This window comes from Micromonospora sp. NPDC049049 (assembly GCF_040649115.1).
Lineage (GTDB): Bacteria > Actinomycetota > Actinomycetes > Mycobacteriales > Micromonosporaceae > Micromonospora.
In genome coordinates this window covers 45328-60553 of sequence record NZ_JBEZEX010000023.1, presented here as the reverse complement: position 1 = coordinate 60553, position 15226 = coordinate 45328, and the positions used below count along the sequence as shown (strand labels likewise).

Here is a 15226-nt window from a genome sequence, read left to right as displayed (position 1 = left end):
CCTCATCACCCCGCGTGGGGAGGTCCCATCGGTGCCACCACACGGGCAAAATACTCGTCCAGGGGTTCACCGCGGTGGTAGAGGGACTCGATGAAGGACTGGCAGCCTGCCACCAACTTGGGGTCGCGCCAGCGGCGGGCAGCCGCCAACACTCCGTCGGCGTCGTAGACGGCCTCGTACATCACCTCGGTGCCGAGGGTGTAGATCTCCGGCAGCTGACCGCCCGACTCGGCTGCCGCGGGCGCGTCCGCGCCGACCACACGGGTCAGACCGCCGTACTCGTGCCGCAGCCGCAGCACGTGCAGCTCCCACTGAAGATATGGCGTGAGTGGCTCTTCGACGACTCGTACTCGGCGGGTGGCGAACCCGTTCTCCGCGATGCGCCGGTAGTAGCTCTGGAAATCGGGGCGGCGTGCGTCGAGGATCCGCAGCGAATCCTCCCATCGGCCGTCAGCGAACGCCTGCCAACCCTCGTCGCCAGGCTCCTTGAAGGTCTGCTGCCGTTCCAGCTTCCAGAAGCCCGGAGCACCGGTCCGCCAGAACCGGTCGTCGAAGTCCGCCCAGTAGTCCTCCAGCCGGAGCCGCTCGCCAGGGTCCCCGTGGAACAGGTCATGCATCAGGTATGTCCACCTTCGCCGCGATCAATGTCGACCGGGGAATGATGATAAGTCGCTCGCCAGGATCCACCGAGACGTCGGCGGGAAGCCGTCCCTGGTAGACCTCGGTGAGGTCCTGCCCAATCACCGCGATGTCGCCGTTGCTCAACTCCCAGACGTCGGGGCAGCTGCCGTCGCCGGAGGTGTTGCCCAGCTCGTGGGAGGACTTACCCCAACGGCGGGTGAGCTCGGCGGTAGGGTCCGCTTCCCAACGCTGTCCGCTCATGGTGACCTCCGAGGTCAGGTGTTCGCGCGAGCACCCAAGGTAACATCGAGGCTCCTTGATTATTGGCGCCCGATGTTCGCCTTCGCGATCCGGGGCGATGGCGGGAGGCGGAGTGGTGACCGACCCGATCATGGTGACCGCGGCGACGACGCTCGTTGCCTGGGCGACCACTGAGCTGGCCCAGAGTGGCCGGGCGGCCGTGTCCTCCCTGATCGGCTTTCTTCGCAGCCGCTTTCAGCACGAGCCGGCGTCCCGTGCCGTCGTCGAGGATGCCCTGCAACAGCCTTCGCATGAGGCAATGGGCCGCCTCGCCGAGCTGCTCGAACGGGAGTCGCGCCGCGACGTGGCCTTCGGTGCCGAGCTGCGATCTCGGTGGTCGCAGGTCGAGGCGACCGTCGCTGAAGGTGCTGGCGGCGTCGCCAACTCGGTCTCCGGTGACGTGCACGGGTCAGTGGTGCAGGCGCGTGATGTCCATGGCGGAATCCATCTCGGCGACGGTCCCGCTCGGCACTGACGCTGCGTACTGAGCTGATATCTTCCCGTGTTGTGGTAGGTGAACGTGAGCTGTCTTCGATGGACGATCTGCTGACCGAGACGCGTCGGGCGTTGGAGGCCGTGCGGTCCGGCCGCCCGGAAACCCTCGCCGATTCCCATGAGGTCCCTGCCGCCCATGGCAGTGCCGCCGACGGGCTGGTCACCGCGACCATCACCGACGGCAGACTCGACTCGTTCATGATCGACCCACGACTGATGCGCTTGCCCTCGTGGGAGCTGGCCGAGCATGTGATGACCGCCGTCAACGAGGCACTCGACGTCCTGCGAGGAGGCCAGCCCGCCATCGGGCAGCCGGTCGACGTCGACGCCTTGGCGAGCGGCCTCCACGAGGTACAGGACCGGTCGATCCGACAGATGGCCCAGATGAGCCAGACGTTGCAGGACGTTGTGGCGCTGCTACGTGAGCCCCGCCGATGAGACCGCTGGACGTCGACCCGGCTCAGCTACGGGAGGCCGGTGAGGCGGTGCGGACGGCGGCAGATCAGCTTGGCGAGCGGTGGCAGCAACTTCGCGCAACGGCCGACGGGATGGGAGACATCTTCGGTGCCGACGATGTCGGTGGCCTGATCGGCGTGTCCTACCAAGCCGCCAACCAGGTCGCAGAGCGATCGGTCACCTCCGTCCTCAACGCCCTGAGCGGCTTCGCTGACGGCCTGGTCGGCATGGGCAACGCCTATGACCAGGTCGAGGAAGACAACGCCGACCTGTTCCGCGCGCTGGGCTGACCCACGATGGGCATCCAGATTCCGGGGGAGCTGTCCGGCCTGCTGAACGAACTCGGCTACATCTGGCCGGAGAGCGACGAAGACCGACTATTCGAACTGGGCCAGGCGTGGATCGCCTTCGGGGCCGAAGTCGACAGCGTCTCGACCGCCGCAGGTCAGGCCGCCGCAATGCTCAGCGACAACCACGGGGAGGCGTTGGAGGCCTTCCGTGCCCAGTGGGCTCACACCGACTCTGCGTCGGACGTGCTGCGGGGGATCGGCACCGGAGCGCGGGCAGTCGGAGCCGCGCTGTTGTTGTGTGCCATGGCGGTGCTCGCTCTGAAAATCAACGTCATCGTCCAGTTGACTCTGCTGGCCATCGCGATCGTTCAGGCCATCGCCACGGCCGGGCCGACCCTGGGTGCCTCGTTGCTGGAGATCCCCATCTTCAAGAAGCTGATCGACATCGCCATCGACTTTCTGATCGGGCAGGCGCTGGAGATCGTACTTGGGTAGGCGGGGTCGGAAGGCGGGAAGCGAGGCCGCCTCCGGCATCATCGCCAAGGCGGCGTCGGCGTCGATGCGCGAAGCCAGGGAGGTCGGGCCGAAGGCCGCCGGTGACGCCACTGATGCGGCCCGAAGAGCCGTCCCCGGGCCTGCCGGCAAGATCCCTCTCAAGCCGCCGCACCCCCGGCACAATCTGGACAGCATCCGGCCAAAGAACCCCGCGAAGGAAGTTAACACTGTCGTCCTGCCCGGCACGGACGTCGCCAAGGACCTGGACGACATCGGAGCCGGTCGCGCCACCTGGGACTCAGATCGACAGCGCTATCAGGTCAACGGTCGCACCTACGCGGTCGAGCCGAGCGGCACCGTTTTTCCTGAGGCGGGTCCCGGCCTGGCGCAATTGAACCGCGCCGAGTACGGCGCGCTGAAGGAGTACATTGCCGCTGGCGGCGACATCGAGAAGGCGAGAGCCGCGATGGCCCGTAATCCGTTCCTGACCGAGGCCGCGCAGGAGCGGGCGCTGGATGTCTTCCGCCACCACAAGAGCTACCGGGGGTAAGTGTTGCGCTATCAGATCCACTTCGAGAAGGAACTGCCCGCAGCTGCTCTTCAGCGGTTCCTCAACGAGGATTACGGCATCTCACCTGATGCGGTCTACATCGGTCGAATCGAAGACCGAGCGGTGGATGACCCGCGGCCGATCGTCATGCTCAATCCCCCCGACGAGGACGAGGGATTCGGCTGGATCCTGACTGGGGACGCTGAACTCGCCGATGCCACCGGCCAGGGGGAGCGTGAGCTGGCGGCCACTCTCGCCCGAACCTTCGGGGTGCGGGCGCTGGTCGACGACGGCAGCATCCACCCTGACCGTTGGTTGCTGGTCAGTACCGACGGCAGCAGTGGTCGTGTCGTCACCGACGAGGACGCCGCAGCCGACGGGGACCTCCGGGTGATGCACGCCCTCGAACCGATCAACGGTGAGCCGCTACTCACCGTCGTACCGCCACCGGACTGGGCCCGCGACTGGTGACCGAATAGGCCCTGCGGCACCGGCTCTGACTGTCGCCGAAACCGCCGGTGGTCTGCCCGCAGCACTCGCCGGTCTGCCTGATCCGCGAGCCCGGCGGGGCGTGAGGCACAGGCTGCCCCCCCCGCCGAGTAGCTCCTGGCCCGGGTGACCGTCCGCTGGCTTCTGGTGTTGCCGCAGACCGAACTGGGGGAGACCACCGTCTCCGCTGAGGACCACCAGAACGTACGCCATCGGGTCTTCTGCGACCTGCTGATGCCTGGCGGCCGGCGCTGCCTGCTCCGGGACGACCACGACGGCCCCTGCTGCCGCCGCCGGCGCCATTGACGGCCGGTTCAACCCGAGATGCCTGCGGCGCGGATGCGCGTGCTTTCACTACTGGTGCGGACATAGGCGTTAGCGATTCTACGAGCCAAAATCACGTATGGCTATCGAGCGATTGCAGGATGTGTCCGGGGTGAAGCGTCGGCAATCCTGGAGGGCCAGCCCATGGCTGCAGGGGGATTCATGGGTAGTCCCGCACGTCGCCGTCATACGCCCTCCGGTGCCCGTCAGCTGCGCCTCGTTCCCGATCCCACCGCCGAGGCAGTGGCTGCCTTCGGTGCCCGAGTCGCCGAGAAGACCGGTCGAGGTGGCGATCCCGAGGATCAGTTGCGCAGTCCTCTGGAAGAGTTGCTTCGTCGCATGGGCCGGCAGCTGGGAGTCGACGCGGTTCCCTACGGAGAGGTCCGCCTCGACGTGGTGCGCGCGCGCCCCGACTTCGCCGTGGACGTCGGCGGAGTTCGCGTGGGGTACGTCGAACTGAAGGCCGACGGGCATGGGGTCCCCTCGACCTGGCGTCGCCCCACAAAGCGTGAGCGCCTGCAGTGGGAGAAGCTGAAGGCCCTACCGAACGTCCTTTATTCCGACGGCATTGCCTGGGCGCGATACACCTACGGAGAACTGGCCGGCTCCGTCGTCCACCTGGAAGGCGACCTCTCCGGCGGTCGGCGCCCGCTGCGGGCGACCGGGCCGGAGTTCGAAGCTCTCATCCAGGAGTTTCTGCTGTGGCAGCCCGAACAGCCGCGAACGCTAGCCCAGCTCATTCGAATCGTCGCCGGGCTGTGCCGGCTGCTGCGCGACGAGGTCGGCGCGATCCTCGCGGACCCCACCCGCGATGTGGCCCACGAGGAGTTGTCGCTGCTCGCAGACGACTGGCGCGAGCTGCTCTTTCCCGATCTGGACGACGCCGGATTCGCGGACGCCTACGCTCAGACCGTCACATTCGCGCTCCTCCTCGCGCGCGTCGACGGCATCGTCTTCGACGAGACCCCGCTCCACGAGATCGCACGTCTGCTCGGCAAGAAGCACTCGCTCATGGGCCGGGCACTGGCGGTGCTGACCGACAACGACGCAGCCTACGAGCTTCGCATGATCGACACTTTGTCGCGGGTTATCGGTTGTGTCGACTGGAGCAGCATCGACAATGGGCGGCGCGATATCCACGCCGACTTGTACGAGCGTTTCCTGTCCACCTACGACCCCACGCTGCGACGGCGCAGCGGATCCTTCTACACCCCGCAGCCCGTCGCGGGCGCTGTCGTCGACTTCGTTGACGAGATTCTGCGTGACAGATTCGATCGCTCGTGGGGGTTCGCCGCCCACGATGTCACTGTCGTGGATCCCGCCATGGGTACCGGAACCTTCCTCGTTGAGGTGTTACGAGCGGTATCGGCGACGATCGACGCCAAGCAGGGCGCGGGTGCGCGGGGCCCACGGCTGCGGCAGTTCTTCCAACAACGCCTCGTCGGCTTCGAGATCCAGGCCGCGCCCTACGCCGTCACCGAACTTCGGCTGCATCAGGCGATGAAGGCACAATTCCAAACCGAACTTCCCCCGTCCGAGTACCGGTTCCTCACCGACGCATTGGAAGATCCCGATACTCAGCAGGGCCGGCTGCGGACGGCGGCGTACCGGGTCATCGATCGCTCCCGCTCGGAGGCGAACCGGATCAAACGTGAAGTGCCGGTCATGGTCGTGGTGGGCAATCCTCCGCACGTGGAGAACACCCGGGGCCGGGCACCATGGATCGAAGAGCGGCGGAAGACGCCCCTTCTTCCGGGGACCCGTCCCGATCGGCCCTCGCTCGACGAATTTCGAGTGCCTGGCGGAGGCCGTTACGAGTCGGATCTCTACGGGCTGCCATGGTGCTTTTGGCGCTGGGCGCTGTGGAAGGCCTTCGAGGCCCACCCTGGGGAGCCACAGGGAATCGTGGCCTTCGTGACGCCGTCGAGCTTCGTCAAGGGCAAGTCCTTCGAGGGCATGCGGGAATACCTCCGGCGGACCTGCGACGAAGGGTGGATCATCGAGCTTTCCCCTGAGGGGAACCGGCCGCAGCAGCACACCCGCCTCTTCGGGCCGGAGATCGGGCGGCAGCTGTGCGTTGCGGTGTTCGCCCGCTACGGACAGGGCGACCGGACAACTCCGGCCACGGTCAGGACGGTCGCCCTGACCGGCGCGAGGGAAAACAAGCTACGGCGGCTGCAGGAACTGTGCCTCAATGACCCGACGTGGCACCAATGCCGTGTGGAATGGCGGGCGCCGTTCTTGCCGGATTCCGGCACCGACTGGGACCGCTATCCAGGACTGAAGCAGCTCTTTCCGGAGTCGTCCCGCGGCGTGACGGCAGGACGGACCTGGATCTACTCCCCGGACGCCGACACCCTTAGCCGCCGCTGGCGCAGGTTCATCCAAGCGGGGGAGGGCCTGCGCCGGCGGATGCTGCCCGAGTCCCGGGACCGCACGCTCGACAGCGTCGTCCGTCCGCTGCCCGGGCTGCCGGCATCGGCCGGGCCGCTCGCTGCGGAGACGGGCCCGGCGCCGACGGCCGTGAGGGTCGCCTACCGCTCCTTCGATCGACAGTGGGTGCTGGCGGACAGCCGGCTAATGGTGATGCCACGACCACCGCTGTGGGCAGTCCGGTCGCCACACCAGATCTACCTGACCGAGCAGAACAGCCACCCGATCGACAGCGGTCCGGGCGTCACCTTCACCCAGCTGATACCTGACCTGGATCACTACAACGGACGCAGCGGGCGGGTCTTCCCGCTCTACTGCGATACCTCGACCGAGCGGCCCAACATCGCCCCAGGGTTGTGCGTAATGCTGACCGAGACGTTCGGTACCGAGGTGGCGGCGGCCGACATGATGGCCTACGTCGCCGCAGTCACCGCCCACCCCGGCTACACCGAGCGGTTTCGGGAGGAACTGCAGCATCCCGGCGTTCGGGTGCCGCTGACCGCGGATGCCGAACTCTGGGCCGCAGCGGTGTCGATCGGTCGTGAGGTGTTGTGGCTGCACACCTTCGGGCAGATAAGCCTGGCAGCACACCCGACCTCGTTTCGCGACTTTGTTGATGGGGCGGCGCCGAAGGTGCGGGCAGCGATACTGGACGAGCCGGGAGCCCTCCCCGACAGCATCTCCTGGGACGCGGACAGCGAGACGTTGCTGGTCGGCAGCGGGCGCATCGTTCCCGTTCACCGTCGAGTCTGGGAGTACGACGTCGGTGGGATGAGAGTTCTCCGGCACTGGTTCAACTATCGTTGCGCACACCAACGCCACCGACGTCGATCCTCTCCGTTGGATGACGAGGAACTGAACCGGTGGAGTAGCGACCTCACTGACGAGCTGTTGGAGATCCTCGCGGTGCTCGGCGGTTGCGTGGCTGTCGAACCGCGGCAGCTGGAACTACTGGATCGCATCTGCGCCGGTCGGCTGATCTCTGTCGTAGACCTGGCGGCCGGTGGCGTCCTGCCGATACAGGGAGCCGCCAAGCTCACCACGGTTGACGAAAGGCGCAGCCCGAGATTGTTCTGACGGCTTTCCATCGATGCACCCATCCGATCGCATGGCGAAACGTCAACAGGTGTAGCGGGTGCCTGCGGAGCAGCCGTCGTACCGTCTCGGGATCGGGACTCTCACCGCCCCAGTGCTTCGATGCGGGTGACGTCGTAGCCGCTCTGGTGCAGCTTCGCCAACAGCTCGCCCGCCCGTGCCGATCCATCGAGATCAAGGATGTCGCCGCAGTGCGCCATGGTGATTCGCTGCTTGCTCCGAGCTGAACGAGCCAAATGAAGGGAAACAGATGTCGATGAAGGGCCTAACGATCGCGGAGCGGGTGGTGCAGGAGTTGCTGCGCACCAGGACGCCGCTCGACGACGATGAACTTGCCCGACGGCTCGACGTGCAACCGCGGCAGACGATCAACCAGGTGTGCCGCCGGTTGGAGCAGAGCCGTCGGCTCCGCAGATACGTCGGCCCTGCCGGCAAGATCGTGAACGAACTTCCGGGGGGAGGCCGCACGTCGGCGCCGATCGTGCGGCAGGAGACTCGGCCGGCACTGACCGCCGGCGACAGCGCGGTGCAACGGCACGCCGAGAGCGTGATGCTCGGGCTGCTTGGCGTCCGCCTGGGCTGCGCGCTGAACCCTCGGCGGTTCGTGCTGGAGGATGGGTCCCGGGTCGAGGTCGACGGGGCGGACGAGAACCTGACCGTCCTCGTCGAGGCGTGGGCACACCAGGGGCCGCCGAAGTCCGCCCAGAAGCATAAGGTGCTTGCCGACGCGTTCCGCCTGATGTTCGTGGCGTCGTCGCTGCCGACCCCGCCGCGCCTGGTGCTCTGCCTCTCCGACCCGGAGGCGGCCCACCACTTCACGACCGCGCGCTCCTGGGCCGCCGCGGCGCTGCGCGGGTTCGGGCTAGAAGTCGAGGTGGTCGAGCTTCCAACGGAGGTGAGGTCTGAGACCCTTGCTGCCCAGCAGCGTCAATACCGTTGAGCTGTGTGCATCGGACGTCGCGCCCTGGTGATTCGCCCGATGGGGATGAGGCAGGGTCACCCCCTGTCCCAGGACGCTGTCGAGGTACCAGTTCGCCCGGCACCCGAGAGGTGACGTGTGCGATAGCGGCACAGGGCTCGTAACCGGCGGTGCGACGGCGATCGGGACGGAGAGGAGAATCAGGTGGAATACGACGATTTCATCAACGAAGTGGCCACGCGGGCGAAGGTGTCGACCGATCAGGCGGCGACGCTCACCAGCGCGACGTTGGAGACATTGGCGGATCGGATCAGCGCCGGCCAGGCCGAGGACCTTGCCTACCAGCTTCCCGACGGGCTCGACAATCACCTGCGCAAACCGCCACCGCACAGGAGGCAGGAGCATGCCCAGTCGTACGGGCTCGACGAGTTCGTGCGCCGGGTGGCGGATTCTCCCGCCGTCGACCGTGCGCTCGCCGGTGCCGGGGTCCGCGCGGTGCTCACCACGTTGCGTGAGGCTGTTTCCCGTGACGAGTTCAACGATGCGGTGGCCCAGCTTCCGAAGGAGTTCCGGCAGGTGATCGAACCGGTAGGTGCCGATAGCCGGCGGCGCTCCGGGTAGCACGCTCCAGGTGGCAGCGCGGCGTCGTGCGGGCGGGACCCTCTCCACCGGTCGGTTGACCAGTAGGCTGGCTCTCCCTGGTCGTGCCACCTGGAGAAACGCCCATGTCCGACAGCGTCTTCGCGCAGTTCACCGCCGACGACGACCAGCTCGAAGTTGGGCTGATCGTGCAGCCGGCGATCAACGCCGCCCTGGTGCACAACCGGGTGCCGTTGGTGCGTCACCTCACGCTGGTCAACCGGGGTGCGGTGCCGCTGACGGATGTCACGTTGACGCTGGAACTGCTAGGCCCAGACGGGGCGCTGACTGAGCCGTGGACGCGCACCCTGACCGCGCCGTTGCGACCGGGGGCGAGCACGAGCTGGGACGACTTCCGCGACCTCACGCCCGACCGCAAGCTGCTGTACCGCACCGACGAGGCGTTCCCGGTCGACTACACCCTCCGGGTGCAAGCTCAGGAGGAGACTCTGCGGCTGGTTGCTCCGTCACGAGTGCTGGCGCACAACGAGTGGTTCAACAGCCCCGCCCTGTACGACAGCCTGGCGGCCTTCGTGCAGCCGAACACCCGGGCGGTGGAGGCGGTCCTGCGGGCAGCCGCCCAGCTCCTGCTCGCGCGGACCGGCTCCGGCTCGTTGCAGGGCTATCAGGAGGGTTCGGAGCGGGCGGCGCTGATCGCCGGCGCGGTGTACGAGGCGTTGCGCCAACTCGAGATCACCTACCAGACCCTGCCGGCGTCGTTCGAGAACACCGGCCAGAAGGTACGGACGACAGCGGCCGTCCTCGACGGGCGGCTCGGCAACTGCCTCGACCTGTCCGTCACGTACGCCGCGTGTCTGGAGGCGGCGGGGCTGCACCCGCTCGTCTTCATCAGCGCGGGGCACGCCTTCGGTGGCTTCCTGCTGGAGGAGGAGCGGCTGGGATCGGCCGCCGTGACCGAGACCAATCTGCTGATCTCGATGGTGGACTCCGGCCGGGCCGTGCCGGTCGAGCTGACCCGCATCGGGCCGGGCGCGCAGTCGGCGACCTTCACCGAGGCGGTACGCGTCGGGCTCGGCCACTTCCGCGGTGACGGTGAGCGGATGCAGGGCGTCGTCGACGTCCACCTGGCCCATCGCTCCGGCATTCAGCCGCTTCCGTCGCCCGACGAATTGGTCACGCCCGCCGCGGTCGAGGCCGAGGCGACGCCGGAGACAACAGCGTCCCTTGACCTTCCGCCCGGCGTCGCCTCCGCGAAGCTGCGCCAGTTCGCCGACGAGGGCGAGGAGGCGCCGCAGCAGTCCGACGGGTCACCGGCGCGCGTCCAGCAGTGGAAGAAGTCGCTGCTCGATTTGAGCCTGCGTAACCCGCTGCTCAACCTGCCCAAGCGCGGCCGTGGGCTGGACCTGCACGTGCCGGCCGGTGCGCTGGCCCTGCTCGACGACCTCATCCACGACGGCCGTCAGGTGCAGGTCATCCCGCAGGACGACATCAGCCAGGTCCACGAGCTGGCCGGGTCACGTCGGGCGCAGGACCTCGACGCCGAGATCCTGACCCGGGAGCTGCGTACCGACCGGCGGGTCTACGGCGCGGTCACCGACGCCCGCTACAAGGCGGCGATGCGCGCGCTGCAGCGTGAGGCGCGCACGATGGAGCAGGAGACCGGCAGCAACTACCTCTACCTGACCATCGGCACCCTGGTCCACACGAAGGCGACCGGGGGAGAGGCGTACGCGCCGCTGTTCCTGCTACCGGTGCGCATCGAGGGTGGCAGCGGCCGTCGCCCGTACGCGATGGTCATCGACGGCACCGAGGTCGCCAGCCCGAACTACTGCCTGATCGAGTGGTTGCGGGTCAAGCACAGCGTGCGGATCCCGGAGCTGGAGCGACCGGTCCTCGACGAGCACGGCATCGACATCGCCAAGACCCTCGCGGCGATCAACACGGGGTTGCTCGACAACCGGCTCAACTACCGCATCGACGAGACCGCCAGTCTTCGACTGCTGCAGTTCTCCACCTTCCAGATGTGGCGTGACCTCACCGACCACTGGCCCCGGTTCATGGAGAACCCGGTCGTCCGGCACCTGGTCGAGTCCTCCGGCGCCACGTTCGACGATCCGGCCCGCCCCGACGACGCCGAGGTCATGGTCGATGAGGCGGATCTGCACCTGCCGATCCCCGCCGACGGGTCGCAGATGCAGGCCATCGTGCGCGCCGAGCGCGGACACTCCTTCGTCCTTGAAGGCCCGCCGGGCACCGGCAAGTCCCAGACCATCACCAACATGATCGCCCGCGCGGTCAGCTCGGGCCGGTCGGTGCTGTTCGTCGCCGAGAAGCAGGCCGCCCTGGAGGTGGTCAAGCGCCGCCTCAAGCAGATCGGCCTCGGGCCGTTCGCGCTGGACCTGCACGGGCGCAAGCAGTCCCTCAACGCGATCCGCCAGCAGCTGCGGGACGCCCTCGACCAGTACGACCAGGGCGGCGACGGCACGTGGACGGCTGTCGAGACGGCCTACCGGACGCGGCTCGCCCCACTGACCGAGTACCCGGCCCAGGTGCACACCACCAACCCCGTCGGGATGTCACTCTGGTCGGCCTACGAGCAGACCCTGGCGTACGGGGACGGCCCGGTCGCCCCGATCCCGGTGGCCTATCTGCACGCACCCGCCCCGGCGCGCGCGCAGGTCGAGACGACACTGCGGGAGTTCCCCGCCGCCGCCCGGTCGGCCCGGCTCCGGGCGGCGCACCCGTGGGCGCTCAGCGGTTGCCGCACCCTCGACGGGCTGCACGGCGCGGCGGTAACCGAGATCGCCGGTGAGCTGGAACGCCTCCGCGCCGACCTCGCCGCGTACCCCGGTCTGGTCGGGTTGCTGCGGACCCTGCCCGCCCCGGAGACCGTCAGCGAGTTGCAGGCGGGCGCCTGGCTCGCCGTACGCGGACTGCTGCCGGACCGGCAGACCACAGTGCACGCCAGCGACCGGCGGTGGGACGAGGCGGTGGCCCGCTTCCAGGCGAACCTGGCGGCCTTCCAGCAGGGCTTCGCCGGTGAGCTGGCCACCTTCCGGCCGGACGTGTTCGCCCGACCGGAGCTGACGGCCTGGCACGGTGAGGCCCAGGAGGCGGCGAAGCGGTTGTTCGGCAAGGGCAAGCGCCGCCAGGCCATCGCGGACCGGTTGGCGGTGCATCTGGTCGCCGGCGCCACGCTCGACGTGGAACAGGTGGAGGTGCTCACCGGCCGGTTGGTCGCTGCCCGCGCGCAGGCCGCCGCGCTCCACCAACACCTGCTGGGGCTCGGTGGGCTGCGGCTGTCGCAGTGGTTGCCCACGGACCCGAACGCGCAGGAGCGGCTGACGGAAGCGGTCGAGGCGACCCGGGTTGGCCGGACGCTGCTGAGCCAGCACCCGCAGGCCTGGGAGCTGTTCCAGAGCGGGTTCACCGATGCCGACGCGGCAATGCTCGACCGATGTGCCTCGCGATGGCGGGCCTGGCGTGGGGTGTTGCGCTCGGGCGGGCCGGAGCTGACCCTGTGGGCGGGCGGTTCGCACTGGATCGACGCCTGGCAGCGCGACGGCGCGGCCTGGCTGCACGAGCTGCAGAGCGAGGAGTTGTTCCCGCTGCGCCGATGGGCGACCGTCCTGGCCCACGCCGACGTGCTCGCCTCGGCCGGTCTCAGCGACTATCGGGACCAGCTGCTGCGCGCCGAGGTGCCCGCGCATCTCGCCGAGGAGGTCTACCGGCGGGGAGTCGCGACGGCGTCCCTCGCCGAGCGGGTACGGGCCGGCGGCCTTCAGTACTTCGACCCGGAACTGCACGACGACGAGATCAGCCAGTTCGAGGCAGCCGCCGGTGAGCTTCGGTCCGCGCTGCCGACGCAGCTGCCGTCGGTGCTGGTCCGTCGCCGCCCCTTCAGCCCGACCGACCGGCGTGGCCGCTTCGCCGACTTCGCGGCGGAGCTGCGCCGGAAGCGGGGCGGACGGTCCTTCCGGGAACTGTTCGAGCAGTACCCGGACGCGGTGCTCGCACTGACCCCGTGCGTGCTGGTCAGCCCCGCGTCCGCGGCGAATTTCCTGGCACCGGGGAGCCAACGTTTCGACCTGGTCATCTTCGACGAGGCCTCGCAGATCCGCGTCGCGGAGGCAATCGGCGCGATGGGTCGGGGCAGCGCCGTAGTGGTCGTCGGCGACTCCCGGCAGATGCCGCCGAGCAGCATCATGCAGGCCAGCCACAGCGTGGACGAGGTCGACGAGGGCAACGGCCCGGTGCCGGAGGACCTGGAAAGCATCCTCAGCGAGGCCGTCGAGTCGGGACTGCCGCAACGGTGGCTGTCCTGGCACTACCGCAGCCACGACGAATCCCTCATCGCCTTCTCCAACCGCTACTACTACGACAACAAACTCTCCAGCCTCCCGTCGCCCGGTGCCGCCAGCTCGGCGGGTGTCAGCTGGCGGCGCGTCGAGGGCCAGTACGACCGGGGCGGATCCCGCACCAACGAGGTCGAGGCACGGGCGATCCTCGCGGACATCACCCGGCGGCTGCACGACCCGGCGACCGCCACCCAGTCCGTCGGCGTGGTCACCTTCAACATCCAGCAGCGGGACCTCATCCTCAACCTGCTGGAGGAGAGCACCGATCCGATCATCCGCGAGCACCTCTCCGGCGCGGTCGCGGAGCCGATCTTCGTGAAGAACCTGGAGAACGTGCAGGGCGACGAGCGGGACGTCGTCCTGTTCTCTCTGGCCTTCTCCACCAACCTGGAAACAGGTCAGCTCCCGTTGAACTTCGGCCCGCTCAGCCAGGCCGGCGGCGAGCGGCGGCTCAACGTGGCCATCACCCGCGCCCGCCGCCAGGTCATCCTCTACTCGTCCTTCGACCCGTCCGACATCGACCTGTCCCGTACGTCGGCGCTGGGCACACAGCACCTGCGGGCGTACTGCGAGATGGCCGCCGCCGGCGCGGACCGTCTGGGCGACCTCACCACCGACCGCACCGAGCGGCGCAGCCGGATCCGCGAAGAGGTGGCCGCGGCGCTGCGCGACCGCGGCCACGAGGTCCGTACCTCACACGGCCTCTCCGACTTCACAGTCGACATCGCCGTACGCAGACCAGGCTCTTCCCGTTGGCAGGTGGCCGTCATGCTCGACGGCCCGGACTGGAGCGCCCGCCCGACGGTGGCCGACCGGGACTCCGCACCGACGCTCCTCCGCTCGATCATGGGCTGGCCGGAGGTCGTGCGGTTCTGGCTGCCGGCGTGGATCCACGACCGGTCGGCGCTACTCGACCGGGTCGACGACGCGGTCACCCGAGCCGAGACCTCCACGACCGCCGAACCCGAATCCGAGTTGTCGGCGGTCGCAGAGAGCGTCGATTTGCCGCAGCCGCGCCCCGCACCGGCCGTGGAGCAGCCACGCCCGGCACCGGCCGCCGAGTTGCCGCAGCCGCGTCTCGCGGTCGACGAAGAGCCCCTTCGGGGTGCGTCGGTGGCACCCGACACCGCACTCGCCGCCGTGCCGGTCACGGTGGCGTCGACCGCCGACACCATCACGGCAAGCCCCTTCGTCCCGTACGCCCCAACCTCGCTCGGAGACCAGGCGGACCTCGACCTCCTGGCCACCGACCAGCGGATACGTGACCTGATGCGAAACGCGCTCCGCGACATCATCGAGGCGGAAGGGCCCATCGAGCAGCACCGGCTGGCACGCCTCGCTCTCGCCCGGTTCGGCTTCCTCCGGACCCGGGAAGACCGACGCACCGCCGTACTTTCCCTCGTCGACTCCCGCCGCCTCTACACGCACCCGACCGTGAGTCGGTACGCCTGGCCCGATGGCGTCGACCCGCAGACCTACCGAGGGTTCCGGGTCACGCAGGCGAGCAACGACCGCGCGTTCGAGGAGGTGCCACCCGAGGAGGTGGCCAACGCCCTCGTGCACGCGCTGCAGTCTGTAGAGAGCATGGACGAGGAGCGGCTGCTGCGCGCCGGCCTGGAACGGCTCGGCTACCGCCGACGCACCGAAAAGATCGACAAGCTGCTCCGTTACGGGCTGCACGTCGCCCTGACCAGCGGTCGCCTCCGGTACGACCAGGAGGGTCGCCTCACCAGCTGCTGACGACAGGCAACCTCGTATCGGCAACAGGACCGAGGTGAGTACCGGGTTGGTCACGGCGGAT

At 68.5% G+C, this 15226-nt stretch carries 12 protein-coding genes and 1 pseudogene; 11 read left to right on the top strand and 2 right to left on the bottom strand.

Going from position 1 to position 15226, the window contains the following annotated elements; translation table 11 throughout:
* Nucleotides 1-5: 5 nt before the first annotated feature.
* Both AB0B68_RS22580 and AB0B68_RS22575 read right to left on the bottom strand, forming a co-directional pair.
* Entirely contained in the window at nt 6-617 is a 612-nt protein-coding gene (locus AB0B68_RS22580) for a DUF6879 family protein (RefSeq protein ID WP_357262430.1), read from the bottom strand.
* The gene (locus AB0B68_RS22575; protein ID WP_357262427.1) at nt 610-882 is read right to left on the bottom strand and encodes a hypothetical protein; all 273 of its coding nucleotides are present in this window, start codon (nt 880-882) and stop codon (nt 610-612) included. Before AB0B68_RS22575 ends, AB0B68_RS22580 begins: the two co-directional genes overlap by 8 nt.
* Nucleotides 883-997: 115 nt before the next feature.
* Between AB0B68_RS22575 and AB0B68_RS22570 the strand changes: the two genes are divergently transcribed.
* The 11 genes and pseudogenes from AB0B68_RS22570 (at nt 998) to AB0B68_RS22520 (ending at nt 15165) form a co-directional block, all read left to right on the top strand.
* Nucleotides 998-1396, top strand: coding sequence for a hypothetical protein (locus AB0B68_RS22570; RefSeq protein ID WP_357262424.1), 399 nt, complete (start codon nt 998-1000; stop codon nt 1394-1396).
* 59 nt (nt 1397-1455) lie between these two features.
* A complete protein-coding gene (locus tag AB0B68_RS22565; RefSeq protein WP_357262421.1) occupies nt 1456-1854 on the top strand; it encodes a YbaB/EbfC family nucleoid-associated protein in 399 nt (132 codons plus the stop codon).
* On the top strand, nt 1851-2162 hold the full coding sequence (locus AB0B68_RS22560) for a hypothetical protein (protein ID WP_357262418.1): 312 nt from the start codon (nt 1851-1853) through the stop codon (nt 2160-2162). Before AB0B68_RS22565 ends, AB0B68_RS22560 begins: the two co-directional genes overlap by 4 nt.
* 6 nt (nt 2163-2168) lie before the next feature.
* Nucleotides 2169-2657: a hypothetical protein gene (locus AB0B68_RS22555; RefSeq protein WP_357262415.1), complete on the top strand. Its 489-nt coding sequence runs from the start codon at nt 2169-2171 to the stop codon at nt 2655-2657.
* Nucleotides 2650-3207: a hypothetical protein gene (locus AB0B68_RS22550; RefSeq protein WP_357262412.1), complete on the top strand. Its 558-nt coding sequence runs from the start codon at nt 2650-2652 to the stop codon at nt 3205-3207. Before AB0B68_RS22555 ends, AB0B68_RS22550 begins: the two co-directional genes overlap by 8 nt.
* Nucleotides 3208-3678 carry a hypothetical protein gene (locus tag AB0B68_RS22545; RefSeq protein WP_357262409.1) on the top strand — a complete coding sequence of 157 codons (471 nt, stop codon included), beginning with the start codon at nt 3208-3210 and terminating at the stop codon, nt 3676-3678.
* Nucleotides 3679-3813: 135 nt separating this feature from the next.
* A pseudogene (locus tag AB0B68_RS22540) lies at nt 3814-4002 on the top strand (hypothetical protein); the annotation flags it as partial.
* Between the two features lie 180 nt (nt 4003-4182).
* A complete protein-coding gene (locus AB0B68_RS22535) occupies nt 4183-7530 on the top strand; it encodes a type ISP restriction/modification enzyme (RefSeq protein ID WP_357262406.1) in 3348 nt (1115 codons plus the stop codon).
* A gap of 274 nt (nt 7531-7804) precedes the next feature.
* Nucleotides 7805-8488, top strand: a complete 684-nt coding sequence (locus tag AB0B68_RS22530; protein ID WP_357262403.1) for a hypothetical protein — start codon at nt 7805-7807, stop codon at nt 8486-8488.
* A gap of 183 nt (nt 8489-8671) precedes the next feature.
* The gene (locus AB0B68_RS22525; RefSeq protein WP_357262400.1) at nt 8672-9088 is read left to right on the top strand and encodes a DUF2267 domain-containing protein; all 417 of its coding nucleotides are present in this window, start codon (nt 8672-8674) and stop codon (nt 9086-9088) included.
* Nucleotides 9089-9192: 104 nt separating this feature from the next.
* A complete protein-coding gene (locus AB0B68_RS22520; protein ID WP_357262397.1) occupies nt 9193-15165 on the top strand; it encodes a DUF4011 domain-containing protein in 5973 nt (1990 codons plus the stop codon).
* Nucleotides 15166-15226: the final 61 nt, after the last annotated feature.

Coding starts and splice junctions, on each gene's coding strand:
- AB0B68_RS22520 (WP_357262397.1), top strand. CDS start 9,193: ATGTCCGACAGCGTCTTCGCGCAGTTCACCGCCGACGACGACCAGCTC.
- AB0B68_RS22560 (WP_357262418.1), top strand. CDS start 1,851: ATGAGACCGCTGGACGTCGACCCGGCTCAGCTACGGGAGGCCGGTGAG.
- AB0B68_RS22555 (WP_357262415.1), top strand. CDS start 2,169: ATGGGCATCCAGATTCCGGGGGAGCTGTCCGGCCTGCTGAACGAACTC.
- AB0B68_RS22535 (WP_357262406.1), top strand. CDS start 4,183: ATGGGTAGTCCCGCACGTCGCCGTCATACGCCCTCCGGTGCCCGTCAG.
- AB0B68_RS22580 (WP_357262430.1), bottom strand. CDS start 617: ATGCATGACCTGTTCCACGGGGACCCTGGCGAGCGGCTCCGGCTGGAG.
- AB0B68_RS22565 (WP_357262421.1), top strand. CDS start 1,456: ATGGACGATCTGCTGACCGAGACGCGTCGGGCGTTGGAGGCCGTGCGG.
- AB0B68_RS22530 (WP_357262403.1), top strand. CDS start 7,805: ATGAAGGGCCTAACGATCGCGGAGCGGGTGGTGCAGGAGTTGCTGCGC.
- AB0B68_RS22575 (WP_357262427.1), bottom strand. CDS start 882: ATGAGCGGACAGCGTTGGGAAGCGGACCCTACCGCCGAGCTCACCCGC.